Annotated in this window: 26 protein-coding genes and 1 tRNA gene; 10 read left to right on the plus strand and 17 right to left on the minus strand. The window is 46.9% G+C overall.

All coding sequences use genetic code 11. The features are described 5' to 3' along the window. Positions 1-128: 128 nt before the first annotated feature. Together BACHE_RS06110 and BACHE_RS06115 are read left to right on the plus strand one after the other, a co-directional pair. The gene (locus tag BACHE_RS06110) at positions 129-362 is read left to right on the plus strand and encodes a hypothetical protein (RefSeq protein ID WP_013546818.1); all 234 of its coding nucleotides are present in this window, start codon (positions 129-131) and stop codon (positions 360-362) included. Further along, positions 359-838: a nucleoside deaminase gene (locus tag BACHE_RS06115; RefSeq protein WP_013546819.1), complete on the plus strand. Its 480-nt coding sequence runs from the start codon at positions 359-361 to the stop codon at positions 836-838. Before BACHE_RS06110 ends, BACHE_RS06115 begins: the two co-directional genes overlap by 4 nt. 25 nt (positions 839-863) lie before the next feature. On the opposite strand, the gene BACHE_RS06120 is transcribed toward BACHE_RS06115, so the two are convergent. From BACHE_RS06120 to BACHE_RS06130, 3 genes are all read right to left on the minus strand, one after another. After that, positions 864-1,160, minus strand: coding sequence for a DUF4834 family protein (locus BACHE_RS06120; protein WP_013546820.1), 297 nt, complete (start codon positions 1,158-1,160; stop codon positions 864-866). Positions 1,161-1,225: 65 nt separating this feature from the next. Continuing rightward, positions 1,226-1,933, minus strand: coding sequence for a CDP-diacylglycerol--serine O-phosphatidyltransferase (gene pssA, locus BACHE_RS06125; protein WP_013546821.1), 708 nt, complete (start codon positions 1,931-1,933; stop codon positions 1,226-1,228). 11 nt (positions 1,934-1,944) lie between these two features. Beyond that, complete coding sequence (locus tag BACHE_RS06130; RefSeq protein ID WP_013546822.1) at positions 1,945-2,634, minus strand: phosphatidylserine decarboxylase family protein; 690 nt, start codon at positions 2,632-2,634, stop codon at positions 1,945-1,947. Between the two features lie 171 nt (positions 2,635-2,805). Between BACHE_RS06130 and dnaE the strand changes: the two genes are divergently transcribed. The 3 genes from dnaE (at position 2,806) to BACHE_RS06145 (ending at position 7,367) form a co-directional block, all read left to right on the plus strand. Continuing rightward, on the plus strand, positions 2,806-6,603 hold the full coding sequence (gene dnaE / locus BACHE_RS06135) for a DNA polymerase III subunit alpha (protein WP_013546823.1): 3,798 nt from the start codon (positions 2,806-2,808) through the stop codon (positions 6,601-6,603). An 80-nt stretch (positions 6,604-6,683) separates the two neighbouring features. Next, positions 6,684-6,998, plus strand: coding sequence for a thioredoxin (gene trxA / locus BACHE_RS06140; RefSeq protein WP_013546824.1), 315 nt, complete (start codon positions 6,684-6,686; stop codon positions 6,996-6,998). A 39-nt stretch (positions 6,999-7,037) separates the two neighbouring features. Further along, a complete protein-coding gene (locus BACHE_RS06145; protein ID WP_013546825.1) occupies positions 7,038-7,367 on the plus strand; it encodes a hypothetical protein in 330 nt (109 codons plus the stop codon). 63 nt (positions 7,368-7,430) lie between these two features. Here BACHE_RS06145 and BACHE_RS06150 read toward each other — a convergent pair whose 3' ends face one another. The 5 genes from BACHE_RS06150 to BACHE_RS06170 all read right to left on the minus strand — a co-directional run bounded on the left by BACHE_RS06150 (position 7,431) and on the right by BACHE_RS06170 (position 10,846). Next, positions 7,431-7,640 (minus strand): immunity 17 family protein, encoded by a 210-nt coding sequence (locus BACHE_RS06150; protein ID WP_013546826.1) that lies wholly within the window; start codon positions 7,638-7,640, stop codon positions 7,431-7,433. 10 nt (positions 7,641-7,650) lie between these two features. Further along, the gene (gene tsaE, locus BACHE_RS06155; protein WP_013546827.1) at positions 7,651-8,076 is read right to left on the minus strand and encodes a tRNA (adenosine(37)-N6)-threonylcarbamoyltransferase complex ATPase subunit type 1 TsaE; all 426 of its coding nucleotides are present in this window, start codon (positions 8,074-8,076) and stop codon (positions 7,651-7,653) included. Positions 8,077-8,162: 86 nt separating this feature from the next. Continuing rightward, on the minus strand, positions 8,163-8,978 hold the full coding sequence (locus BACHE_RS06160) for a metal ABC transporter permease (protein WP_013546828.1): 816 nt from the start codon (positions 8,976-8,978) through the stop codon (positions 8,163-8,165). A 68-nt stretch (positions 8,979-9,046) separates the two neighbouring features. Beyond that, entirely contained in the window at positions 9,047-9,472 is a 426-nt protein-coding gene (locus BACHE_RS06165) for a hypothetical protein (RefSeq protein WP_013546829.1), read from the minus strand. A gap of 105 nt (positions 9,473-9,577) precedes the next feature. After that, entirely contained in the window at positions 9,578-10,846 is a 1,269-nt protein-coding gene (locus BACHE_RS06170; RefSeq protein ID WP_013546830.1) for a 3-phosphoshikimate 1-carboxyvinyltransferase, read from the minus strand. Positions 10,847-10,979: 133 nt separating this feature from the next. On the opposite strand from BACHE_RS06170, the gene BACHE_RS06175 reads away from it, so the two are divergent. Next, positions 10,980-11,369, plus strand: coding sequence for a DUF2721 domain-containing protein (locus BACHE_RS06175; protein ID WP_013546831.1), 390 nt, complete (start codon positions 10,980-10,982; stop codon positions 11,367-11,369). 7 nt (positions 11,370-11,376) lie between these two features. Here BACHE_RS06175 and BACHE_RS06180 read toward each other — a convergent pair whose 3' ends face one another. From BACHE_RS06180 to BACHE_RS06205, 6 genes are all read right to left on the minus strand, one after another. Next, positions 11,377-11,976 (minus strand): aminotransferase class IV family protein, encoded by a 600-nt coding sequence (locus tag BACHE_RS06180; RefSeq protein ID WP_013546832.1) that lies wholly within the window; start codon positions 11,974-11,976, stop codon positions 11,377-11,379. Then, positions 11,960-12,952, minus strand: coding sequence for an aminodeoxychorismate synthase component I (locus BACHE_RS06185; protein ID WP_013546833.1), 993 nt, complete (start codon positions 12,950-12,952; stop codon positions 11,960-11,962). Before BACHE_RS06185 ends, BACHE_RS06180 begins: the two co-directional genes overlap by 17 nt. Before the next feature lie 28 nt (positions 12,953-12,980). Continuing rightward, the gene (locus BACHE_RS06190) at positions 12,981-16,235 is read right to left on the minus strand and encodes a S41 family peptidase (RefSeq protein ID WP_013546834.1); all 3,255 of its coding nucleotides are present in this window, start codon (positions 16,233-16,235) and stop codon (positions 12,981-12,983) included. Positions 16,236-16,267: 32 nt separating this feature from the next. Further along, the gene (locus BACHE_RS06195; RefSeq protein ID WP_013546835.1) at positions 16,268-17,047 is read right to left on the minus strand and encodes a TerB family tellurite resistance protein; all 780 of its coding nucleotides are present in this window, start codon (positions 17,045-17,047) and stop codon (positions 16,268-16,270) included. 151 nt (positions 17,048-17,198) lie between these two features. Further along, a tRNA-Pro gene (locus tag BACHE_RS06200) sits at positions 17,199-17,272 on the minus strand. 114 nt (positions 17,273-17,386) lie between these two features. Continuing rightward, on the minus strand, positions 17,387-18,142 hold the full coding sequence (locus BACHE_RS06205; RefSeq protein ID WP_013546836.1) for a NigD1/NigD2 family lipoprotein: 756 nt from the start codon (positions 18,140-18,142) through the stop codon (positions 17,387-17,389). Between the two features lie 333 nt (positions 18,143-18,475). Between BACHE_RS06205 and BACHE_RS06210 the strand changes: the two genes are divergently transcribed. Beyond that, entirely contained in the window at positions 18,476-19,003 is a 528-nt protein-coding gene (locus BACHE_RS06210; protein ID WP_013546837.1) for an HU family DNA-binding protein, read from the plus strand. A gap of 4 nt (positions 19,004-19,007) precedes the next feature. Here BACHE_RS06210 and aroB read toward each other — a convergent pair whose 3' ends face one another. Beyond that, a complete protein-coding gene (aroB, locus tag BACHE_RS06215) occupies positions 19,008-20,069 on the minus strand; it encodes a 3-dehydroquinate synthase (RefSeq protein WP_013546838.1) in 1,062 nt (353 codons plus the stop codon). Positions 20,070-20,173: 104 nt separating this feature from the next. On the opposite strand from aroB, the gene BACHE_RS06220 reads away from it, so the two are divergent. The 3 genes from BACHE_RS06220 to cls all read left to right on the plus strand — a co-directional run bounded on the left by BACHE_RS06220 (position 20,174) and on the right by cls (position 25,198). Further along, the gene (locus tag BACHE_RS06220; RefSeq protein WP_013546839.1) at positions 20,174-20,587 is read left to right on the plus strand and encodes a hypothetical protein; all 414 of its coding nucleotides are present in this window, start codon (positions 20,174-20,176) and stop codon (positions 20,585-20,587) included. 113 nt (positions 20,588-20,700) lie between these two features. Beyond that, positions 20,701-23,607 carry a TonB-dependent receptor gene (locus tag BACHE_RS06225; protein ID WP_013546840.1) on the plus strand — a complete coding sequence of 969 codons (2,907 nt, stop codon included), beginning with the start codon at positions 20,701-20,703 and terminating at the stop codon, positions 23,605-23,607. Between the two features lie 151 nt (positions 23,608-23,758). Continuing rightward, complete coding sequence (gene cls, locus BACHE_RS06230; RefSeq protein ID WP_013546841.1) at positions 23,759-25,198, plus strand: cardiolipin synthase; 1,440 nt, start codon at positions 23,759-23,761, stop codon at positions 25,196-25,198. Here the strand turns inward: cls and BACHE_RS06235 are convergent. Together BACHE_RS06235 and BACHE_RS06240 are read right to left on the minus strand one after the other, a co-directional pair. Then, positions 25,193-25,729 carry an RsmD family RNA methyltransferase gene (locus BACHE_RS06235; RefSeq protein ID WP_013546842.1) on the minus strand — a complete coding sequence of 179 codons (537 nt, stop codon included), beginning with the start codon at positions 25,727-25,729 and terminating at the stop codon, positions 25,193-25,195. The genes cls and BACHE_RS06235 overlap by 6 nt on opposite strands. After that, positions 25,720-26,499 carry a DUF3822 family protein gene (locus BACHE_RS06240; protein WP_013546843.1) on the minus strand — a complete coding sequence of 260 codons (780 nt, stop codon included), beginning with the start codon at positions 26,497-26,499 and terminating at the stop codon, positions 25,720-25,722. The genes BACHE_RS06235 and BACHE_RS06240 overlap by 10 nt, the downstream gene beginning before the upstream one ends. Positions 26,500-26,515 lie beyond the last annotated feature (16 nt).

The raw sequence follows: 26,515 nt of genomic DNA on the forward strand, positions 1-26,515 counted from the left end.
ATCTTTTTAGGAAATACTTTAAGTTTTGCATTCCAAAACTCCTGCTGCCTCTTTAAAATGCCTCAAATATAAAAAATACGCATGTTCTTTTTTGTTTTTACGGAAGTAAAAGTAATTTTGCATAAAATATGAGGAAGAGAGACAAAACGTGTGCGAAAGCAACACTCGAAGAACCGAAACGTGAGCAGCGCATGGTATGCCTGATGAGCGAGGAAGAACAGCGGATTGTTGATCGTTATCTTGAAAAGTATAAGATAACGAATAAGTCACGCTGGCTTCGGGAGACTATTCTCATGTTTATACATAAAAATATGGAAGAAGATTATCCTACTCTGTTTGGCGAGCATGACATGAGGCGATGAATCAGCAATTAAAAAGATTAAGTATTAAAGAGAATACCGATTTGGACGATAGCTATTACATGAAGCAGGCGCTTCTTGAAGCGCGAAAGGCGGGAGAACGGGGAGAAGTGCCCGTCGGTGCGGTTGTGGTTTGTAAAGACCGTATTATTGCGCGTGCCCATAACCTGACTGAAACATTGACGGATGTTACTGCCCATGCCGAGATGCAGGCTATTACTGCGGCAGCATCGACTCTTGGCGGGAAATACCTGAATGAATGTACACTGTATGTTACTGTTGAGCCTTGTGTGATGTGTGCCGGCGCTATTGCATGGGCGCAAATGGGAAAGCTTGTCTTTGGTGCGGTAGATGAAAAACGGGGTTATCAACGTTATGCCTCACAGGCACTGCACCCCAAGACAATAGTGGTACAGGGAATACTTGCGGATGAATGTGCTGCATTGATGAAGGAATTCTTTGCGGGAAAGCGTCGTTAATCCCTTATTTTTTACTTCTTTCTTCTTACTCTTTGATTTCTTCAAAGTCCACATATTCTCCTTCGTCTTTGGCGAATAGCTTTTTATGTCTTAAGGGGATGTCACTGTCTTCAGGTTCTGTTGCCTCATTTTGTTGTGAGGAAGAATCTGGGTGCTGTTGATGGCTATTATAAGAATATCCTCCTGATTTTTGATAGGAACCGGAAGATGCGCGATGTCCACCTAAACTGAAAATACTTCGGATAACAGCGGAGATAACACTAAGGCCAATAATCAGAATGGCAATAATTATTATAAATAAGAATCCTAAAAAATGAAACATGGGCTAATGGCTTTTATGTGTTCGTTATTACGAACGATAATACAACAACCGTGCCAAAAAAATGTTTATTTACTTTTTCTTGTAATCAGTGAAAGTAAGATATAACAAACAATGATTGCGGCGAAACTGCTTATTCTTAGAAAGACAAGCAATGGAATGCATATAATCAGAAAAATGAAACTGATCTTATTCTCCTTCCATGACAGGTTTTTAAACTTCAGCGAGAACATTGGAATCTCGGAAACCAATAGCCAAGAGAAAAGACAAACCAACAATAACATGTAAAGCGGATGAAAATTGTCTGATACAAGGTAGTCATGGGCTCCCGTTGCCAGAGAGGCCCAAAATAAGGCATTTGCCGGGACAGGAAGCCCTATGAAAGAACTTGTCTGACGGATATCGTTGTTGAATTTTGCCAGTCGTAATGCGGAAAATACGGATGTTAGAAAAGCAAGATAGGGGAAGAATGGAGCCATGCTTGCCATCACGCCCGGATATTGCATTTCTTTGAATAAGGAGAATACTATTAAAGATGGGGCTACCCCGAAACTTACATCATCTGCCAATGAGTCCAAGTCCTTGCCTATAACGGAATGTGCATCCAGCAAGCGTGCCATCATACCATCAAAGAAATCAAATACGGAACTGAGGATAATGAAAGCTAATGCCCAGTCATATTTAGCTTCGAATGCCATGACACAAGCAATACCCCCGGAGAATAAATTCAGGCAGGTCAAAGTATTGGGAATATGGCGGGTAATGCAATTTGCCATTGTTGTTTTGATTATTTAAGTTTAGCAATCACAGTTTGGTTACCGACAGTCAATTGCCCAAGTTTTACGAATACTTCTGTGCCCAAAGGCAAAAAAACATCTACTCGGGAACCGAATTTGATAAAGCCCAGATGCTCGTCAATATAGCAGTCTTCTCCTGCTTCGGCATAGGTTACGATGCGGCGTGCCATGGCTCCGGCTATTTGACGTGCCATGATTTCTACTCCCTCAGGAGTTTCTATAACCACAGAAGCACGTTCATTATCGGTACTTGCCTTGGGTAGCCATGCTTTCATGAATTTGCCGTTCTGATGCCATACCTTTTTTACAGTGCCGTCCACCGGATACCAGTTGGCATGTACGTTGACTAAGCTCATAAAGATGGATATCATGATGCGGCGGTCGTGAAAATACTCATTTTCTTCTACTTCTTCTATCACGACAATCTTACCGTCGGCAGGGGCGACTACTATCTTTTCGGTATCTTCCTGTCCGAACAAGCGGATAGGACAGCGGAAAAAGTTTACCAATATTCCATATATGGCAAGACTGATGACCGCCACCGTGTAAAAGGGAATTTTGCATTCCAGCCCGAAGTAAAGGGCAGTGTTGACAATTAACAACAGTATCAGGCCACCTGCCAATGTATGTGTTCCTTCACGGTGTATGCGTATCTTTTTTAATCTTTTAAGTTGACCCATGTATATCGTATTTGCTATTTTAGATAGAAATTATCTGCAAAAATAGGCTTATTTTGAAAATCTAACAAGAATTTATGGAGAGAAATGCTAATGTTGATAACTTTTTGGAGAATATTTTTGTTAGATGTTACAGAGGTTGTATTTTTATAGTCTCAATAGAAAAGGAAATATATGCAGGATTTTGTTCATTTACACGTTCATACCCAATACTCTCTCCTTGACGGTCAGGCAAGCGTCAGCCGATTGGTGGATAAGGCGATGAAGGATGGTATGAAAGGTATTGCCGTAACTGATCATGGTAACATGTTTGGCATTAAGGAGTTCACCAACTATGTCAATAAGAAAAACAGTGCTCCGAGAGGAGAAATCAAAGAGCTTAAGAAACGGATTGCCGGCATTGAAAGTGGTGAAATAGAGTGTGAGGACAGGGAAATGGAAATAGCCGGATGTCGCGCAAAGATAGCGGAAGCCGAAAGTAAGCTGTTCAAACCTGTCATCGGCTGCGAAATGTATGTGGCACGCCGCACTATGGACAAAAAGGAGGGTAAGCCTGATCAAAGCGGATACCACCTTATAGTATTGGCGAAAAATGAAAAGGGCTATCACAATCTTATTAAATTGGTGTCCCATGCTTGGACGCGGGGCTATTATATGCGTCCGCGAACCGACCGTAATGAATTGGAGAAATATCACGAAGGATTGATTATTTGCTCGGCTTGTATCGGCGGCGAGGTTCCTAAAAAAATCATTAATGACCGGCTTGAAGAAGCAGAAGAAGCCATTCGTTGGTATAAGAATCTTTTCGGTGATGATTATTATCTGGAACTTCAACGGCACAAGGCTACAGTGCCTCGTGCCAATCATGAAGCTTATCCCATGCAACAGAAGGCGAATGCCAAATTGTTGGAATATGCCAAGAAATATAATATAAAGGTTATCTGCTCTAATGATGTCCATTTTGTGGATGAGGAAAATGCGGAGGCTCACGACCGATTGATATGCCTCAGCACAGGCAAAGACCTGGATGACCCCAGCCGCATGCTTTATACCAAGCAAGAATGGATGAAGACCAAGGCGGAAATGAATGCTTTGTTTGAGGATATTCCCGAAGCATTGTCCAATACGCTGGAAATTTTGGATAAGGTAGAATATTATTCCATTGACCATGCGCCTATCATGCCTACTTTTGCTATTCCTGAAGATTTTGGGACGGAAGAGGAATATCGAAAAAAATATAGTGAAAAAGATTTATTTGACGAGTTCACGCAAGATGAGAATGGAAATGTTGTGCTGGATGAGGATGCTGCCAAGGCTAAGATAAAACGTTTGGGTGGTTATGAAAAATTGTACCGTATCAAATTGGAAGCTGACTATTTGGCTAAATTGGCGTTCGACGGGGCCAAGAAACTGTACGGTGACCCGCTGTCGGACGAAGTGAAGGAACGTATGATTTTTGAACTGTACATCATGAAGACAATGGGCTTTCCGGGCTACTTCTTGATTGTGCAGGACTTTATCAATGCCGCCCGTACCCAATTAGGAGTTTCAGTAGGGCCGGGACGTGGATCGGCTGCCGGTTCGGCGGTGGCCTATTGCTTGGGTATAACCAAAATAGATCCTATTCAATATGACTTGCTGTTTGAGCGCTTTCTGAATCCGGACCGTATATCTTTGCCCGATATTGATGTGGATTTCGATGATGACGGACGTGGAGAGGTGCTTCGTTGGGTAACAGAGAAATATGGACAGGAAAAGGTAGCCCACATTATCACATATGGCACTATGGCAACCAAACTGGCTATCAAGGATGTTGCACGTGTGCAGAAACTGCCTCTTTCTGAATCAGACCGTTTGGCAAAACTTGTTCCCGACAAGATACCTGATAAAAAACTCAATCTGAAAAATGCTATCGAGTATGTGCCTGAATTGCAGGCGGCAGAGGCATCCCCTGATCCATTGGTAAGGGATACTCTGAAATATGCCAAGATGCTGGAAGGCAATGTGCGTGGAACCGGAGTGCATGCTTGCGGTACTATCATTTGCCGTGATGATATTACGGATTGGGTTCCGGTAAGCACCGCCGATGATAAAGAGACGGGGGAAAAGATGCTGGTAACCCAATATGAAGGTTCGGTGATTGAAGACACGGGGCTGATCAAGATGGATTTCCTTGGATTGAAAACTTTGTCCATTATCAAGGAAGCTGTCGCCAATGTGCGTTTGCATCGTGGTGTGGAACTTGATATTGATAAAATCTCAATCAAAGATCCGGCTACTTATAAATTATATTGTGACGGTCGCACTATCGGAACTTTCCAATTTGAATCGGCAGGTATGCAGAAATACTTGCGTGAGCTGCAACCCAGTACTTTCGAGGATCTGATAGCCATGAATGCCCTTTATCGTCCGGGACCTATGGACTACATTCCTGATTTCATCGACCGTAAATGGGGACGTAAACCAATTGAATACGATATCCCCATCATGGAGAAATACCTGAAGGATACTTATGGAATTACTGTTTATCAGGAGCAAGTGATGCTTTTGTCCCGTTTGCTGGCGGACTTTACCCGTGGCGAATCCGATGCCTTGCGTAAGGCGATGGGTAAAAAACTGCGTGACAAGCTGGATCACATGAAGCCTAAGTTTATCGCCGGTGGACAGAAGAACGGACATGAGCCGAAGGTACTTGAAAAGATTTGGGCGGACTGGGAAAAGTTTGCTTCTTACGCTTTCAATAAATCACATGCCACTTGTTATTCATGGGTAGCATATCAGACTGCTTTCCTGAAGGCGAACTATCCGGCAGAATATATGGCGGCAGTCATGAGCCGAAGTTTGTCGAACATTACGGATATCACCAAATTGATGGATGAATGCAAAGCTATGGGTATCAATACTCTGGGACCAGATGTGAATGAAAGTAACCTGAAGTTTACGGTGAACCGGGAAGGCAATATCCGTTTCGGGCTTGGTGCAGTGAAAGGTGTAGGCGAGGGCGCTGTGCAAAGTATTATGGAAGAACGTGAAAAGAATGGCCCGTACAAGGGAATATTTGATTTCGTACAACGTGTGAACTTGAATGCTTGCAATAAGAAGAATATTGAATGTCTTGCTTTGGCAGGTGGCTTCGATAGCTTCCCGGAATTAAAGCGTGAACAGTATTTTGCAGTAAATTCAAAAAATGAAATTTTTATAGAAACGCTGGTTCGTTATGGCAACCGGTATCAGGCAGACCAGGCTGCTGCCGCCAATTCTTTGTTTGGGGGCGAAAACGTGGTGGATATTGCCACTCCGGAAATTCTTCCGGCTGAACGTTGGAGTGATCTCGACCGCTTGAACCGGGAGCGCGATCTGGTTGGCATCTATCTTTCTGCTCATCCGTTGGATGAGTATGCAGTAGTTTTGGAACATGTCTGCAATACGCGCATGGCAGAGGTGGAAGATAAACAGGCACTTGTTGGCCGTGAAATTACGATGGGAGGTATCGTTACTTCTGTGCGTCGGGGAATTAGTAAGAATGGCAATCCATACGGCATTGCCAAAATAGAGGATTATTCCGGATCGGCAGAGTTCCCTTTCTTCGGGAATGATTGGGTGACCTATCAAGGATATTTGGGCGAACGTACGTTTCTTTATATTAAGGCGCGTTGTCAACCCAAGCAGTGGCGTCAGGATGAATTGGAAATAAAGATTACTTCAATGGAACTTTTGCCTGATGTCAAAGAAAAGCTGATCGAAAAAATAACTATCCTTATTCCTCTCAGTGTATTGAATAAGTCTTTGGTAACTGAACTGGCAGAATTGACCAAAGAGCGTCCGGGTACTACGGAACTATATTTCAAGGTGACGGATCCTGATAGTAAGATGACGGTTGATTTGGTGTCCCGTCCGGTGAAACTTTCTGTGGGGCGCGAACTTATCTCTTACTTAAAAGAACGCCCTGACCTTGAGTTCCGGATAAATTAGTTATCTTTGCTCCGTCAATCGAGAATTGAATGTGTTATAACCGATAGTGAATTAATAATCAATATTTAATATTTAAAGAAATGGCTTTAGTAATTACAGACAGCAATTATCAGGAACTTGTAGCGGGAGGGAAACCTGTCGTTATTGACTTTTGGGCGCCGTGGTGCGGACCTTGTAAGATGGTAGGCCCCATCATTGATGAATTGGCAGCCGAATATGAAGGCAGGGTAGTCATCGGTAAATGTGATGTAGATGAAAGTGGTGATGTAGCTGCTGAATATGGTATCCGGAATATCCCTACTGTGTTGTTCTTTAAGGATGGAAAACTGGTTGACAAACAAGTAGGATCTGCTCCGAAAACAGCATTCGCAGCTAAGATTGAAGCATTGCTGTAATAGCCGGACAGGAAGACATTAACCCTTAAAAATAAAGATATGGGACTGGAAGACGATTTTTTGCAGAATGATGTCGATGATGAAAAGACCATCGAGTACATCAAGAATTATTTGCCGCAAGAGTTGAAAGAGAAGTTCTCTGACGACGAGTTCTACTATTTTCTCGATTTGATTGACGAGTTTTATTCTCAAAGCGGCATCCTTGATGCACAGCCTGATGAGGATGGATATATTGAAATTGATTTGGGGAAGATCGTTGATTATATTGTAAAAGAGGCCCATAAGGATGAAATGGGTGACTATGATCCGGAAGAAATCTTGTTCATTGTACAAGGTGAGATGGAATATACCGAATCATTGGAAGAATAGCTATCTCTTGTTAGGATAAAGAAAAAGAGGATATGCCCATATCGCAGGGGATATCCTCTTTTTTTATAATGATTCCATGAAAAAGAATACTGACATGCCGACAAGAATGATGCCCAATATGCCATAAAACCAGCGTGCCTGCTTCCGCCCTACGTTACGGACAATGAACTGGGCATTTTGAGCAGTGAAAAACCAGTTCCAATCAAGAATTGCCGCTAACAGTGAAGTGACCCCTGCAATGGCAAATATCCCTTGTATGATATATTGACTCATTGATTGATAATTAAGCCATTTCTTCCATAGTGAGCTTGCGCTCACTGTTTTCCACTTCCTCAATGGTCACTTTAATTGTGTTTCCCGGCAGCAGTTCCTCAACAAGTTCCGGCCATTCGATAAAGCAGAGGGCTCCACTGTAAAAATAGTCTTCATATCCCATGTCATAGACTTCGTCCAGTTTCTTGATGCGATAGAAGTCGAAATGGTAAATCAACTCTCCTGCCGTATCTGAACGATATTCATTGACAATTGCAAAAGTGGGGGAGGTAATGACGTCAGAGACACCTAATTCTTCGCAAACGGCTTTTATGAAGGTCGTTTTTCCGGCTCCCATTTTTCCATACAGGGCAAAGACTGTATTGTCGCCCATAACTTCGATAAACTGCCGGGCGGCTTCATGGATTTGGTCTAATGACTGAATTCTAATTTCCATACTTTATAGCTTTTGTTGTTCATTGCAATTTGCAGGAATAGTGCAGGGCAATGTCCTGAAGAGGATTGCACAACTTGCAATGAATTTTATTTCCGATGCAAATATAGCCAAAAACTCTTTCCTGTTTTACAAATTGCATAGATAATAATGGAAAAGAAGATGATGGATGCTCCTGAGGGAACATTCATTTGATAGGAAATATATAATCCGCCCAGACAACTTAGGTAACCTATTCCTATGGAGAGCCAGATAATGCGGTGGAAACGATGGGAGAACAGGTTTGCCGTCATTTGCGGAATGGTGAGCAGTGAAATAACAAGCACTATGCCTACCATACGCAGGCATGCCACGATGGTCAGGGCGATGAACATCATCAGTACGTATTCGAACACTTGTACGGGGATGCCCTGTGAACGGGCGAACTCACGGTCGAACGCTACGTAAATGATGGGATGAAGATACAGTGCGAAGAAAAGAGCTAAAACGACTGCAAGTCCTCCTAACAGTGCGATGTCCTCCAATGTAATTGTGAGTATGTTGCCAAACAGGTAGGCTGAAAGATCGGGGGCGAATCCCGGTGAAAGGAATGTGAACATGATGCCCAGTGCCATTCCTAATGTCCAGAATACGGCGATGGCTGAGTCTTCGCGCATATCTTTTCTTTTGCTGAGCCATTCTACTCCGAAAGCCGATAGAACGGAAAAAACGGCCGCCGACAGGATTGGCGAAATGCCTGTGAACAGTCCAAGTCCTATCCCGCCGAAAGAGGCATGGGTCAGTCCTCCGCTGATGAAAACCAGTCGTCGTGTTACGATGTATGTTCCTATTAATCCGCAGGCAATGCTGGCAAGCAGACTGCCTATAAGGGCATGCCGGAAAAATGTGTATTGCAGTAAATCCATATAGGATTTGTATTGATGATTAATAATTATATAGAAATATGCCTAATCTGTTTGTTTGATACAACTTCTCAGGGGTGAGGTTGTCTTCTCTCTCCGATGATGAGGAACACCTCATCTTTTATGTTGTCGGGCAGTGCGATGCCACGCAATTGCAGACTGCGTACCCAGCCGGCCACATCGGTGTCCTGCATCGTGTAGAACACATCACGGAATATGTCTTCCTGTTCCGGGGTGTATGCGTCTGGAGGAGTACCGATGTACCTGTCCAGTTCTTCATCGTCATAATATTCTATTTTTTTGCTGACGGCAGCCAGCAGGCTGTCACGCTCGCAGACCTCGTGTTGTCCGCAGCACTCTGTGTCTGCTACTTTTATTTCGGGCATGGCATTCAGTTCGCCACGTTCAATTTTCTTTTGCAGTTGCCGATTGTGTATCACTCCTGCAACAGATGCTGCAAGGACGAGGATAATCAAGCTAATAATCAATATCCACATGGGTTTCCTTTCTCTGAAAAACGTGTTCCTTCGGTGGGACGGACAAAGATACATATTGTTTTGCATACGGCAAAATAATGGGATTCCCTTATGTCTTACTAATTGTCAGTCTTTGTCTTGGCTAATTTTGAATCCCGCCTTTTGCAAGTCTTCCCAATAGGCTGGGTAGGATTTGGATACAACCTGGGGTTCGTCGATCTTTAATCGTGGCAACATGAAGCAGGCGGGGGCAAAAGCCATTGCCATGCGGTGGTCTTCGTAAGTGGATATTGTTGGAGCAGCTTCGGCAGGACAGCGGTCACCATTCCATGACAGGATGCTGTCTTGTTCGGAGCGTACGATATACCCCAGTTTATGCAATTCTGTGATAAGAGCATTTATGCGGTCGGTTTCCTTGATCTTAAGGCTTTGCAGTCCGGTGAAACGGAAGGGAATGTTCATCAGGCAGCAGGTGACGGCAAAAGTCTGTGCCAGATCGGGAATGTCCACCATATCTTCTGTGAGGTGCTCGACGGGAGTTCCTGTTTGGGTGAGCCTCACTCCGTGCCCAATATATTCGGTATGCACTCCGAGACGCGAAAATATCTCGGCTCCCCGGCTGTCTCCTTGATGGCTGTGGGGAAATAATCCGAGCAAGTCAACGGTGGGGCTGCTTATTTCTGCGCTTCCGGCATTCATGTGCCTATTGCCTGAGAGGGCGACTGTCTGATACCAGTAGGAAGCGGCACTCCAGTCGCTTTCTACGGTGAACGGTACATCCTGATAACCGCCGGGACTGACTGTTATGCTGTTTTCCGAATTCCAGTCTGCCTTTGCACCGAAATCACGCATCAGTTGCAAAGTCAGGTTGATGTACGGGCGGGAGATGATGTTGCCCGTCAGGTGCAGGTGTAAGCCTTTGGGGAGTATAGCCCCTGTCATCAGTAGGGCGGAGATATATTGTGAACTTACATTTCCGGCAAGGGATATTTCTTCCCCCCTCAACTCCGTACCGGTGATGCGCAGGGGAGGAAATCCTTCGTTTCCCTCATATTCTATTTGTGCGCCGAGTTTGCGCAGGGCATCTACAAGTATGTGGATGGGGCGTTGCCGCATACGCTCTGTTCCAGTAATGACACGGGTTCCGGGGATTACGCTGAAATATGCCGTAAGGAAACGCATGGCGGTTCCGGCGGCAAGGATGTCGATATGTTCCGGATTACCATTCAGGGCACGTATCATGACACGGGTATCATCACAGTCACTTAGGTTGCAGGGAGTGATATTGCCATGGGCAAGTGCATGGAGAATAAGCGCCCGGTTGCTGATACTCTTGGATGCCGGCAGTTGTATGTCGGCCCGCAGGGTGGAAGGTGCAGAAACAGTATATCGCATGATCGTATTTGTTAAGTTACGGTGGTAAAGTATTATTATCACTGCAAATGTAGGATAAATCTTTGGTAAAAGGAGAACATCTTATTCCATTCTTTCGTTTATCTTTGCAGATGTTAATTAATGACGAGATGAAATGGATATTGATTTAACTACTCCCGCCTTACTGTTTTCGGCTATATCGTTGATAATGCTGGCATATACCAACCGTTTCTTGTCGTATGCCCAGCTTGTTCGCACATTGAAAGAACAATATATGGAGAATCCGTCTTCGGTGAAGGCGGCTCAGATTGCCAATCTTAGAAAACGGCTCTACTTGACACGTGCCATGCAAGTCACCGGCATAGGGAGTCTGTTGCTGTGTGTGGTCAGTATGTTCTTCATTTACATCCGGCTCTATGTTGTTTCGGTTTATGTATTCGGACTGGCATTGGTGCTGCTGATTATTTCGTTGGCTATATCGGTCTATGAAATTTATATATCGGTCAAGGCACTGGAGATACATCTGAATGATATGGACGAGTGATATAAACTCAGAATGCGGCGTGCAATGCGTTGGTGGGCAGTTCCAGTTCTCCCCAATCTATCATGGCGTTGAACAGTCTGATTTTGAAGAATGCGGATAAGTCTTCTATTCCGAGTTCTTTTTCCAGAAGAATGCCTTCATCCAGCAGTTGTGCACGTTTGGTTCCTTTCAGCAATGGTTGTGCGGGAGTGTACCAGAAAGTTCCGTCATGGAGGGCAATGTTGGCAATGGACGTATCGGTCAATAGCCCCTGCCTCACAATCAGAATATCGTCGCATCCGCCCCGTTGTGCAAAAAGGCGGTTCAGAGCCTCACGGTCGGTGCTTTTGTAGGTGTAGTCTATATCATCTGTCCGGATGACAGCCAATGACTGTACATGCCGAATGTTGTAGGGGGAGTAGCTGATTTCTTCGATTCCTGCTTCCCCATATACGATACGTGCTTTGTATATCCCCGTTTTCCGGTCAGGCTTTATGCGGTCTGCCAATTGCAGCAGAGTGCTTCCTTGCCAGAAGTGTGTACGGGTATCGTTTAACCTTCTCTCGTGATAGGATAAATTGCGGACTTTTCCGTTGTCAATGCGGATGGTTTCAATAAATCGGCACATATACTTTCTGTATTACTTCGTTGTATTCGCTTTCCCATCGGCTTTTGGCTGTAATGCCTCCGCCTGCTTTGAAATAAAGTTGTCCGTCTTCCTGTTCGATAAAGCGTATCATCACGGCACTATCCAACTCTTTGTCTGCGTAACAACCCATTATTCCGGTATAGAATCCCCGTTCATAATTTTCCGCATCAGCGATAATCTGCATGGTCTTGGATTTGGGAGCACCGGTGATAGAACCGGCAGGCAGCAGTTTGAAAAGGATGTCTCCTATATATTCGGGATAATCGTCGGACAGTACGCCACAAATTTCTGAACTTGTCTGTAAGATAGGTCCTTTGTTGGTTTGCAGATAGTCTATATAGCGGTAAGATGATACTTCTACCTGATTGGCCACCATACTCAGGTCATTCCGTATCAAGTCAACGATGGTGGCATGCTCGGCGGCTTCCTTTTCATCTTTCATCAGTATGTTTTCTGCATCCGGAAGGGTGGCGTCAATCGTGCCTTTCATGGGAAAAGACTTGATTTTTCCATTCTCTATACGAACAAAGATTTCGGGAGAGAAACAAACCAGTTTGTCTTTCAGCCAAAGCTTGTACAGTGCTTTTGAATGCAGGAATATATCTTTAAGCGTCAGGTTGGTGGTGACAGGAATTTTGCAGGTCAGGTTTGTCAGATAGCTATTGCCTGCCAACAAGTTTTGTTTCACAATGTCAAAGGCACGCTTGTAGATGCCGGGGGTGGGAGGGATGATTTCCCATTCTGCTTTTTCTGCTTCTCCGGCATCATCCGCGGTACTTTTCTCCACATTACCTGCCTCCCGAAACCGGTAGAGGCAGGTAGTGGGATCTATTTGGTCGAGAGTTTCAATATACGAATGCTCCTGCATATAGTCTATGACAAAAAGAAAGGGTACATCGGCCTTTGCCAATGAATTCATCCTTCGGATGGCTTCTTTTTTAGGATATACTTGCATGGATAGAACAGCTTTGGGGATATACCGCTTATTTGTCGAGTTCTTTCAGCAGTTCTTCTACAGCCGCCTTCAATTGAGTGTCTTCACCTTTCACTATGGTTTCGGGTGAGTTGGCTACCTTGATGTCCGGTTCCAGTTGTGAGTTTTCCAGATAGCTTCCGTCCGGCAGGCGGTAGCCGATGACGGGAATGCCGAACACCAACGATGGGTCTTGCAAGGTTTCCCAAGATACACTGGTCATTGTGCCCGGAACGGGCATGCCTACCAGCTTGCCCAGCTTTTGATGGCTGTAAACCCACGGTGTGCCGTGTGCGTTGGAGTAGTTGGCCTCGCAGGTCAGCATGATGGAAGGTTTGTTCCAGCGGCGGCTGGGCATATCGCAGGCCTCGCGTCCGCGGACTACTTGTGTGAAGTATTTTTTGCCGCTGAACAGTACCTCGATGTCTTCGTGCAGGCGTCCGCCGCCATTGAAACGTGTGTCGATGACAATGCCCTCGCGATTGTTGTATTTACCCAGGATGTCCGAGTAAACGGAACGGAAACTACCGTCTCCCATAGATTCTATATGTACGTATCCCAAACGCCCGCCGGACCATTTGTCAACATCTGCTGCACGTTGCTTTACCCAACGGGTATAGAGCAGGCCGCCGAGTGCGCCGTGGGTGACAGGAATTGTCACTTCCTCCCATCGTTCGTTGGTCTGAGGGTCATATAGCGAAACAAGTGTCTTCTTTTTTGCCTTGTTATTGAGCAATGTATAGTAATCCATTTCGGGAGTAATTTCCGTACCGTCTATTTTTTCAATCACCACACCGTTTTTCACTTTTGTGTCGGCTTTGTCAAACGGGCCTTTTTCAATCACTTCAGAAACAAGCATGCCCTTTCCGGCATAGTTCCAATCAAAAAGTAAGCCCAGACTTGCGGTAGGTTCGCTATGCTTGCCGGGATAATATCGGCCGCCGGTATGGGATACATTCAATTCGCCGAGCCATTCACTCAGAAGTTCGGCAAAATCGTAGTTATTGCCGATATGCGGCAGGAACTTGCGGTAGTCAGCACTCATGGCATCCCAGTCCACCCCGTGCATATTCGTGTTATAAAAACGCTTTTGCTGTTGTTTGTACACGTGGTCGAACATGTATTCGCGTTCGGCTTCCAGATTCATTTTCATGGAGGCGAGATAGCTCACCGGTTTCAGTTCATTGGAAGCCATGTCCATCTTCTGCATGCTTTTTCCGCCCATAAGGAAAAGGTGTTTGCCCTCTTTGTCCATCTCCATCGTCGCCCATCCGGTATCCATTTTATGGAGTAGTTTGGTTTCTTTCTTGCGCAGATCCATTTTCCACATGTCGAATCCGCCTTCAAAAGCTGCAAGGTAATAGAGGGTTTCTCCATCTTTGGAAATGAGGGCGCTTCCCATATTCGAGGAGTTGGGGGTGAGGCGTACGATGCGGTCTTCGATGTTTTTCAGATCCACAACGATCTCTTGGACTTTGGTCGTGTCCTTATCTTCTTTCCCGGTTCTTTTCTTCTCGTTTTTCCCTTTGCTGTTGTCTTTTTCTTTGCTTTTCTTCTGTTCGGATTCCAGTTCTTTGCGCAGTTCGTAATCTTCTTTGCTCAGGCAGAATTTGTCATAAGAGTCTTGATTGAGGAATACGAGCATGGCGTCATCCTGCGATCCCCATGAGGCATGGGCACGCATGCCGTAGCGTTCGGTGGTGAAAAGGATGGCGTTGCCGTCGAGCACAAAACGGGGTGATCCGCTTGTGTAGCCGCTGTTGGTGAGGTTTGTGATTTCACCGCCTCCTTGTGCGCTGACAAGGCCTACGTCCGAGTACGGGTCATGCTTGTTTCCTATGAATTCAAGGGTAAACCATTTGCCGTCCGGTGACCATGAATAGTCGAAACCGCCGCTTGTACCATACCAAGTAGAACCATCGGTTATCTGGCGTACATTTCGGGTTTTGAGGTTGAGCACCATCAGGCGGTTGCGGTCTTCAATGAAAGCCAGTTCCTTGCCGTCGGGTGAGAATTGCGGATATGCACGTTTCACAGTGGTGGAAGGCAGCAGGGCTTCTTCTTTTATCAGGGTTGCATTCGGGAAGTTGGGATCTTCTTTGCGTACTATGCTGGCCAGAAAAAGTTGCCAGTTACCGTTGCGTTCGCTGGCATAAGCCAGGGTGCGGTTATCCGGTCCGAAGGAGAGGCCGGCTTCACGTGCGGCAGTGGCGGTAATCTGTTTGGTGGTGGTATAATCTGTGGAAGTGACGAAAACTTCTCCGCGTACGATGAAAGCTATTTGCTTGCCGTCCGGAGAGACAGTGCCCGAAGTGGCTCCGCTTGAAAAGGTGAAGCCGGCAATCTGCGGCCGATCGTCACGGATGATTTCGACATCCAGCTTTTGGGGAGAAGCGCCGTTTTGCTGCGTGTAGATTTCTCCGTCGTATCCATAGCACAAAGTACCCTCGTTGCTTATGGAGAGAAACCGTACGGGATGAGTTTTGAAGGCGGTGACTTCCTTCACCGATTGCGGCTGGGAGATAGGGAAGGAGCAGACGTTGAATGTGCCTCCGTTTCGTTCGCTCAGGAAAAATAAGGTTTCCCCGTCCGGAGACAACACCGGGTTGCGGTCTTCACCTTCTCGCCGGGTGAGGTTGGTATGCTTTCCTGTACGGATGTCGTACATCCAGACATCGCGGGTGATGGAAGACGTGTGGTGCTTGCGCCATTCGTCTTCAAAGCCTTTGCGGTCTTGATAGAAGAACTTGTCACCGGTCTTGCCGAAGCAAACAGCTTCGGCAGGAGTGCCCAGAACTTGTTCTGTGCGCCCTCCGGTTGAAGGAACCTTGTAAAGTTCGGTCATGGCGGTTGTCGGGAAAAGGGCGCTGGTTGCCGCATCTTGGATAGATGCCGAAAAGAGGATGTATTTACCGTCCGGAGTGAATGTGGACGGCAGTTCGCCGGCCGAGTTGGTGGTGAGGCGTCTGGCTGTTCCTCCATTTGCGGGCATCACGAAAATGTCAAAATTCCCATATCTGTCGCTTGCAAAAGCTATCTGCTTGCTGTCCGGCGACCATACGGGGGTGCATTCGTAGGAGTCTTGTGTGGTGAGCTGCATGGCTGTCCCGCCCTTTACGGGCACTTTGTAGATGTCTCCTTTATAGCAGAATGCGATTTCCTTGCCGTCGGGTGATATCCGTATGTCACGCATCCACAGGGGAGTGATTGCATAGGAAGCCATCGTTGCGAATCCCAGTATGGCGATTGTAAATATCTTCTTCATAAGTGTTGATTGGCGTTATCGTTAATTATCAGTTATTTCATACCTCTCGCTTTGTATATCTGTTCCTTGGCATTATTGATGTTCTGGAACTTCTCTTCGGCTGCCTTTTTGATGTCTTCACCCAAAGTGGCCACTCTGTCAGGATGGTGTTTCAGTGCCAGGCGGCGGTAGGCGGCGCGCACCTCGTCGTTGGTGGCGGTGGGGGCTATTTCGAGCACTTTGTATGCTTCGTCCAGAGAGTTTCCGCCCAGATTAAGCATGGATTCCACTTCGGCGGCCGACAGTCCCATGTAGGCTGCCACCTCTTTCAGAGCTTCTGCCTCTTTGTTGCATACGTGTCCGTCGCTTTTGGCTATTTCTACCAAGAAGACCAGCAGTTGCAGGCGTTCTTCGTAAGTCAGATTGGCTGCAATCTGTCTGCCGCAGTCGCGGATGGTGTTTTTATATGCCAGGGGATCTTGTCGGTCCATCTGTTTGCCTTGTTCAAAGAGATTGAGCAGAATACGTTCTCCTTCGCCGACGGCTGCTTCACCGAACGTGCTTCTCAGGAAGCGGCGCACGAATTCCATCTCGCTGTGCATGATGCGTCCGTCTGCACGGATAATGTATGAGGCCATCACCAGCATGGAGAACAGGAAGCTGTTACGCTGCCCGGTATATGCGGCGTTGCCTGTTGGCTTTTCTCCATAGTAACCGCTTGTTGAATTTTGTCCGGTATCAAATAAAGAGCCTAATGCGTATCCTGCCAAGGCTCCCAACGGGCCTCCGGCCATGAAGCCGATGACACCGCCTATCCATTTTGCTGCTCCCATAGTCTTTTTTGAGTTTAGAGCACAAAAGTAGATAATTCTGGCGAGATTCCTGAAAAATCGGGAGGATATTCCGTGGGTCTTGTTGCCGGCATGCGTGTGCATAAAGAAAAAAGCATTGATAACCGTTAGGTTATCAATGCTTTATCGGTAGTCGGGATGACAAGATTCGAACTTGCGACCACACGCCCCCCAGACGCGTACTCTACCGGGCTGAGCTACATCCCGAATTGCGGATGCAAAAGTAGTGCTTTATTTTTAAATAGCAAATAAAAACTTCTTTTTTTGTGTGTCATCCGTGCAAAATGGATGTCTTGCAGAATACGGCCGCGCGGAAAAGGATTATTGCAGGTTCAGATTGCTCTTTACCGAAGTGAGAGCCGAGCCGTGGTCTGAAGCCGTGGATTGCCGGGTGCAATATTCAAACTCGGTGGACTTCTCTCCGCTGAAGGATTTCCATTTCAACTTCAGTTTCACGGTCTTTCCTCCGGTGTCGGGCAGACCGTCCAGCTTGAAGGCTACCAAGGCGTCTTGCGGTGCTCCGTGATTGTCGTCGTTGGCATTGTGGCGGAATTCTACCTCGTAAGGGTTGTCCGGGTTGTTGCTTTGCAGCAAGTTCACGAAATGCTTCTTGCTGTGATCTCCCCACAAAGTGCGGAAACGGAGCGTCAGGTAGCCGTCTTCGGCAATCGTCACCCAGTCGTTGATAATCTCCACGGGGTCTGTGCCATATGCCTTGTCGTTTTCTTTACCCAGATCGGGTGCGAGGGGCTTGGTAAGAATGCTGTCTATCCAGTTGACGTACACGGCCTTGTTGCAGGTGCTGCTCGGTTCATTTACTTCCTTGTAGTTCACCAAAGCCCGGACTTCCTTTTCGCCATAGGGGGATTTCTTGATATTGGTGGGCAGCAGGGTGGTCTTGTCGTCCAGTTGCAGAAAGACGGTACGGTCTGCACCGGTCTTCACCGTTACAAGGGCGTTGGGGTATCTCATGGCATAGTTGTCATCATTGTCGTCCAGGCATGACTGGAAGCCCAGGGAGCCTATGGCTGCAATTAGGATCAGGATTTGCTTGTTTAAAACCGATTTCATTCTCATAGTGTACTTTTTTAATTAAACATTCGGAATAGGTATTTCTGTTATGAAAATGAGACGGAAGCGGAAAACCTGCATGAGATATTGTTAATTAATGATAAGGGACTAACCTTTGACGCATGGAACTTATTTGCATACCACATTGAATATGCTTGCGTATTATGTGGAATATACCTATCTTTGTTGTATGAGATGTACATCTCATACGGTGCGAGATGTGCATCTCGTGTGTCGTGAGATGTGCATCTCGTGTATTCGGAACAATAGTCTTCCGGAGGCGGGGCTGCTGCCCGGCTGTTGCGGAAGCATTACATTCATTTAAAAAAAAGTAAGAGTATGAGTCTGGTTTATCTGGTGCGGAAGAAGGTTTTCCGCACGGCAGAGGGGGTGAAGCAACTGTATTATGCCGTGCAGCGCATGTGGCAACAGCGCGGAGGAGTGACAACGGAGGTGCTGGCGCAACGTATGGCATTCAGGAAAGGCATGAGTGCGGGAGATGTGGAAGGAGTATTGGTGGATTTGCCTCGGTTCATCGAGGAGGCTTTGAGAAGTGGCGAGTCGGTGACGGTGAGAGGGCTTGGCTCCTTTCATGTGGCGGTGACGAGCGACGGCTTTGAGCATCCGGACGATGTGATGCCGGGCAAGGTGCGTCTGTCGCGTGTTTATTTCCGCCCCGACAAGTCACTGGTGGCAAGGCTCGATGCGGAGATGGATTTTTACCGTTATCCGCTTGGCAGGTATTTCCCTCACGAAATGTTGCGGCCGGAGACGTTGGAAAAGGAACGTGCGGCAAAAGATGTGGAAGAACCGGACGGTGCGCCTGCCGGCACGGACGATGGGACGGCGGAGCTACGGGAGGTGTAGGGGCTTATAGCCCCATGCACTCCCGGTAGAAGTCCAACATCTCGAAGATGGTTTCTTTGTCTGCCGTCTGGTTGAGGCAGATGTCTCCGACATTTTTCAGCAGGGTGAAGTTTATGACACCGGCGGTATTCTTTTTGTCATGCTTCATCAGTTCGTAGAGCCGGTCGTATTCCTTGCAGGTGAATGAGAATCCGCCGTAATTCTCTTTTATGAACCGGATGGCGAGGCGCATCTCGTCTTTTGGAAATCCTGCCTTTATATGAGAAAGGTATAATTCGCAAACAATGCCCCAAGCCACTGCGTAGCCATGCAATACGGGGCGGTTCTCGGCAAGTGCAAGGCTCTCGAAAGCATGTCCTGCGGTATGTCCTAAATTCAGGGCCTTGCGGATGCCATGCTCCTGCGGATCTTCTTCCACGATGCGCTCCTTTACTTGCACGGAGCGTCCTGTCATGGATTTGAGGGCGGCATAATCTATCTTTTCCGTATCGAATGCCAAGAGTTCGGCCCAATGTTCGGGAGTGCTGATAAGTCCGTGCTTCAGCATCTCGGCATAGCCGGAGAAGAAATTGTGCGCGTCAAGGCTGCGCAGGAATTCTGTTTCGATCAGAACACAGGCGGCGGGTGCGAAAGTCCCTATTTCATTCTTCAGTCCGTTGAAGTTGATGCCCGTTTTGCCTCCTACGGAAGCGTCCACCATGGCCAGCAGGGTGGTGGGGATGTTAATGTAGGCGATACCTCTCTTAAAAGTGGAGGCCGCAAAGCCGCCGAGGTCGGTCACCATGCCTCCACCCAGATTGATGAGCAACGAGTGTCGGGTGGCTCCCTGCTCGCTCAGAGCCTGCCACACGTAGGCCAGCGTTTCCAGGTTCTTGTGCACGTCTTCCGCGCCTATGATGATTTCTTCCGCATCCGCCAGGGCGGTAATGCCGCCAAGCTGCGGCAGGCAGAGGCGGTGGGTGTGTTCGTCGGTGAGGATAAAGAGTTTGTCATGGGGGCATTTGTCTATGGCATGCTCCAGGCTGCTTTTCAGCTCATTGCAAAGGATTACTTCTTGTCTGCTCATGAAAGTATTAATGATTTATAATTTATTCTGCAGGGCAAAGATAGTTCTTTCGGCAATAAGTGTTACCTTTGCCCGGACAAAATAAATCATAAATAGTAAACCTGATGAAAGCTTTGTTGCCTGTATATTGCCGCCCGTTAGGGTATTTTGTGATCGCCTTGGGGTTGTTTCTTCCCATCCTTATGATGATGATGGGGAAAGTGACGGATGCGAACCTGCTGTTTTATAAGGAATGTTCCAAACTGATGATGATGTTGGGCGCTTTAATGATTATCTTCGCGCTGACCGCGAACGAGAACCGTGACACGGAGCAGATACGCAACGGTGCGACGCGCAATGCCATATTCCTGACTGTGCTTTTCATTTTTGGAAGCATGCTTTACAGGGTGGCGAAAGGCGACCTTCTCTCCGTCGATTCTTCTACGTTTCTCATATTCTTGATTCTGAATGTCCTTTGTCTGGAATTTGGTATCAAAAAATCGACCGTTGACAGAATGTTTAAGCGGAACGGTCGATAAAGAAGGCTAAACCTCATGCGGGGCATTAAACCTTTTGCCCGGAACTTTGTCAAAAGGAACAGTGAATGAAAGTCATTGTTCATTTCAAAGAATAGACAAAGAAATATAAACGCATGAAGAAAATTATTACAGGGATGGCGTTGCTGCTGATAGCGGCATCGTCAGCATTCTCACAAACAAAGAACATTACGGTGTCAGGGCGTATCATGGAAGATACAAAGGAGCCCGCGATACAGGCTACTGTGCAGTTGCTCTCATTGCCCGACAGCACCCAGACGGCAGGGGTGGCGAGTTCCGCGCAAGGTTATTTCACGCTGCCCAAGGTGAAGGCAGGCAGGTATGCACTGAAGATCTCCTATATCGGCTTTAAAACAAAATTTGTTCCTTTGCAGCTTTCTGCATCCGTGCCCGATAAAAATGTGGGTACGCTGACTTTGGATACGGATGCCGTGATGCTGGCTGAAGCCGTTATTACGGCGGAGGCTCCGCCTGTGCAGGTGGTGGAAGATACCGTTGCATTCAATTCATCGGCCTATCGCACTCCCGAAGGGGCCATGCTTGAGGAACTCGTGAAGAAACTGCCCGGCGCGGAAGTGGATGATGAGGGCACTGTGAAGATAAACGGCAAGGAGATAAAGAAATTAATGGTCGATGGAAAGGAATTCTTTGGTGGAGATGTGAAGACCGGGCTGAAAAACCTGCCGGTGGACATGGTGGACAAGCTGAAGACCTATGACAAAAAGTCCGACCTTGCCCGTATCACGGGCATTGACGATGGTGAAGAGGAAACCGTGCTCGACCTGACTGTGAAGAAGGGTATGAATCAGGGCATTTTCGGGAATATAGACCTTGCCGGTGGTACGGAAAACCGATATCTGGGACGTGCCATGATAAACTACTTCCGCGACAAGACACAAGTCTCGCTGATTGCCGGCGGCAACAATGTGAACGATCAGGGATTCTCCGGCGGAGGGGGCGGCCCGCGCTGGATGAGGAACAACGGACTGACGGCTACGAAGGAGCTGGGTGTGAACTTCGCAACGGAAACGGATAAACTGGAATTAGGAGGCAGCGCGCGCTATAATTATAGGGACAATGATCTTGTCAGCATAGGGTCTTCTGAAAACTTTCTGACAAACGGTAACTCTTATTCAAACTCCAACAGCCGTCAGCGCAGCAAGAATCAATCTTTCAATGCAGACTTCCGCCTGGAGTGGAAGCCGGATACATTGACAAACATAATCTTCCGTCCCGATATTTCTTATGGGAAGACCGATAACTATTCAGATTCAAAGTCGGCAGCCTTCAGTACAGACCCTTATGCGATAGTGGCTGACCCCAACAACTATCTGGCGGATGCAGAACAGATGAAAAGACTGTTCGGTGACAGTCTGCTGAACCTTAGCGACAATTTGTCGCTGGGCAATGGCAGCAATCTATCCGCCAATGCCACTCTGCAACTGAACCGCAAGCTCAACTCGCGCGGACGCAACATTACTTTTCGGGGGCGTTTCGGCTATAACGACTCGGAAAGCGACCAGTATTCCTATTCTAACATCTATTACAAAACAAAGGATGACGAGCTGCTGATGCGTTACATCACCACTCCTACCAAAAACTATAATTACAGTGTGCAAATGACTTACAGTGAGCCTTTGGCTAAAACTACTTTCTTGCAGTTCAGCTATCAGTTCCAATATAAGTACAACAAGAGCGACAAGTCAACTTTCGATCTGGACAGGGCTTTTGACGGCAGTCCCACTACGGATGAGATAATCGGGCAGATTACCCGGCCACTTGGTGCGGGCGATGTCCTGAATGCGGACCAAAGCAAGTTTGCCGAGTATCGGTACTATAATCATGACGCTATGGTGGGGTTGCGATTCATCCGTCCCAAGTATCAGCTTAGTGCCGGTTTGTCATTCCAGCCGCAGCACACCAATCTATCTTACGAAAAAGGAGACATAAAGATAGATACGGCACGCAACGTATTCAATTTTGCACCCAATATCGACCTGCGGGTCCGCTTCTCCAAACTGAGCCAGTTGCGATTCAACTACCGTGGACGTAGCAGTCAGCCCAGCATGGAGAATCTGCTCGATGTAACCGATGACTCCAATCCCCTGAATATCCGCAAGGGAAATCCGGGACTGAGGCCCTCGTTCTCCCACGAGATGCGCATGTTCTACAATACGTATGACGGCGAAAAGCAGCGCAGCATTATGATGCATGTCGGCTTTTCGGCCACACAGAACAGTATCAGCAGCAGCCGCGTGTATAATAGTGAAACCGGCGGATGGACTACAACCCCGAAGAACATCAATGGTAACTGGGGAACTTTCGGTGTGATGAATTTCAGTACGGCATTGCCCAATAAGAAATATACCGTCAATTCGTTCACCAGTGCCAGATATAACAACAATGTGAGCTACCTGACCGATTCGGAGACGAAAGTGGAGCAGAAGAAAACGACAACAGAACTTATATTGGGTGAACGTCTGAACGGATCTTACCGTAACGATTGGTTTGAATTCGGGCTGAACGGCAGCATCAGTTACTCTGCAGAGAGGGACAAACTGACACCCGGAAACAATCAGAACCCCTACACCTTCTCTTATGGCGCCAATACGCAGGTTTCCATGCCCTGGAGCATGACGCTCTCTACCAATATAGCCAACCAAAGCCGCCGTGGCTATACGGACAGCAGCATGAACCGCAATGAACTCATCTGGAATGCCCAGCTTGCACAAACTTTCCTGAAGGGTGCGGCCACCGTCAGTTTCGAGATGTACGACATCCTGAAGCAACAGAGCAACATCAGCCGTTCACTCACCTCCAGTGGCCGTTCGGTGTACGAGTATAATGGTGTGAACAGTTATTGCATGCTGCATTTCATCTACCGTCTGAATATCTTCGGAGGCAAGGCTGCACGTGACAAGATGCAGCAGAACCATGGTTTCGGAGGCCCCGGAGGTCATGGCCCTCGTGGTGGCATCGGTGGCGGACGCCGCCCGTTCTGAGACTTTCTCTTTTTTGATAAATATGTTTGATGCACGGATTGCAAGGAAAATCACGGTTTCTATGACGGGACGGTGAAATTCCTTGCGATCCGTGCTTTTTATTCTTTCCTTTTTCCTATTTTTGTTCTTCATTGATAATCTGTGAGAATACATGTTTGATTGGAACTACATAGCCGGCCAGATTGCCACAATAGCATTTGACATTGTCTATTTTGGAGCTATCATCGGAACGATTGTCGTCATTATCCTCGATAATCGTAATCCCGTGAAGACGATGGCGTGGATATTGGTACTTATGTTTCTGCCTGTAGTCGGCCTGATATTCTACTTCTTTTTCGGGAGAAGCCATCGCCGTGAGCGCATTATCGGGAGGAATAGTTATGGCCGTTTGCTGAAGAAACCCATGGCAGAGTATCTGGCACAGGATTCCTGTTCTTTGCCTATGGCTTATAGCCGCCTGATTTCTCTGTTCAGACACACCAACCAGGCTTTTCCGTTTGACGGCAACCGGGTTGAAGCCTATACGCTGGGAGTCACTATGCTGCAATCCCTTTTACGTGAACTGCAGAAAGCCAGGCAACACATTCACATGGAATTCTATATCTTCGAAGATGACGCCATTGGCCGTTTGGTGCGGGATGTCCTGATGGAAAAGGCCCGTGCGGGAGTAGAAGTGCGTGTGATATACGATGATGTGGGGTGCTGGCATGTTCCTAACAGTTTCTTTGAAGAAATGCGGGAAGCCGGTGTTGAGGTGCGTAGCTTCCTGAAAGTGCGTTTTCCGCTTTTCACCAGTAAAGTGAACTACCGCAATCACAGGAAGATTGTGGTTATTGACGGGCGTATAGGTTTTATCGGAGGCATGAATCTGGCAGAGCGCTATATGTGCGGATTTCCGTGGGGCATTTGGCGGGATACGCATTGGTTGCTGGAAGGTAAGGCTGTTCACGGCTTGCAGACTGCCTTTCTGCTTGACTGGTATTTTGTAGATCGCACGCTGATCACTTCTGCCCGTTACTTTCCGAAATTGGAGGTTTGTGGCTCTTCATTGGTACAAATCGTGACAAGTGAGCCGGTAGGCCCGTGGAAAGAAATTATGCAGGGGCTTGTCATGGCCATCAGTGGGGCAAAGAAATATTTCTATATACAGACTCCTTATTTCCTGCCTACCGAAGCGGTAATCATCGCTATGCAGACAGCGGCGCTTTCGGGGGTGGATGTGCGCTTGATGATACCTTGCCGTGCTGATAACCGTTTGACGCATTTGGGCTCTTGCTCTTATCTGGCAGATGCACTCGGTTCGGGCGTCAAGGTCTATTTGTATAAAAAAGGTTTTCTGCATTCCAAACTGATGGTTTCGGATGATGAACTGTCCACGGTAGGTTCTACGAATGTGGATTTCCGAAGCTTCGAGCATAACTTTGAGGTAAATGCGTTTGTTTACGATACGGAGACGGCCCTCCGGATGCGTGAGATCTTCTTGCAGGATCAACGGGATTGTGTGCAAGTCTTTTTGAAAAATTGGGTAAAGCGCCCTTGGCATCAGAAGGCGGCTGAGAGTGTGGTACGGTTGATGGCTCCGCTTTTATGATTTGAACAGCGAGAAGTTTACACTTCCATATACCCTTCTTTCCACAAAATGCGGATTGTCCTCAAAGTTATTACTCTTTCCGTGCTCCAGTACGAACAGGCCGTTTGCTTTCAGCAAACCTTTCTCGAAGATGAGATCGGGGATGGTTTCCAGACCGGTAAGTTCGTAGGGAGGGTCGGCAAAGATAAAGTCAAACTGTTCTCGTCCACTTTTTATGAACTTGAATACATCACCGCAGATGGGCAGGCATTTGTCGGTCTTGACTTCCTGCATCACTTTGCAGATAAATGTATAGTGGGCACGGTCTTTCTCCACACTGATAACCCGGTCACATCCTCTGGAAATGAGTTCGATACTGATGCTGCCTGTGCCGGCAAAAAGGTCAAGGGCGGATACTCCGTCTTCAAAATCAATATAGTTGGATAGCACATTGAACAGATTTTCTTTGGCAAAATCTGTTGTGGGGCGTGCTTTGAAGGAATGAGGCACATCAAAACGCCTTCTTTTGTATATTCCACTGATTACTCGCATGAGGTAATGGCTTGTAGGTCAAGATTAGTGGCCGGATTCATGATGAATACCTGCCGGATAAATTTTCTCAGTTCGGATAATAACTGTTCTTTATCGGATAGTGCGCCTGTGAGATGGAGTTCGTCGCGCTCCTGATTGAAATCGAGCCGTTTCCATATATATAACAGATAGTATAGGCGGTCTGGAGTGGTATTGCATCCGAAGGAGTTGGCAATAAGCAGATGTCCACGCTCGAATCCGTATATATCTACTGCATCTTTTCGCAGGTGTGCATACATTTTCCGACTGTTGCCCAAACGGCTTTTGGCTGCGAAGAATTCGATAAAAGGGCTGGACTGTGAGTAGAATCTTACATTGGAATATTGTTCCTGCAGGAAGGTGCAGGCACTCTTGTCCATTCCGAAAAGTACGACGATGTTATTCTTATGCAGAATGTTGTACTGAATCAATTCGTTTTCCCGCTTCGGGTGATTGTGATAGAAAACGTTTTCGGCCTGTTCATCCTCAAAAAACTCCAATGGAATAAAGGTAAAGCGCTTGTCTGCCATGAGTATGTTTACACGTCGATAAGGGTGACTTAACCATTCTGTTGCGCGGAAAGTCTGCTTCAGATTAGCGGTGAGGGAAAGGCTTTCATCGACCTTATGATCATAAAAAGAGAGTTCTCCTTCAACCAGAGGGTTAAAGACAGAAAAAGAAAATCCATCCGCACTGAGACGGATGGATAATGTGTATTGTTCCGATTTATTGAAATCAATCGTTTCTATCATATTTTGTCGGGATGAG

The organism is Bacteroides helcogenes P 36-108 (assembly GCF_000186225.1).
GTDB lineage: Bacteria > Bacteroidota > Bacteroidia > Bacteroidales > Bacteroidaceae > Bacteroides > Bacteroides helcogenes.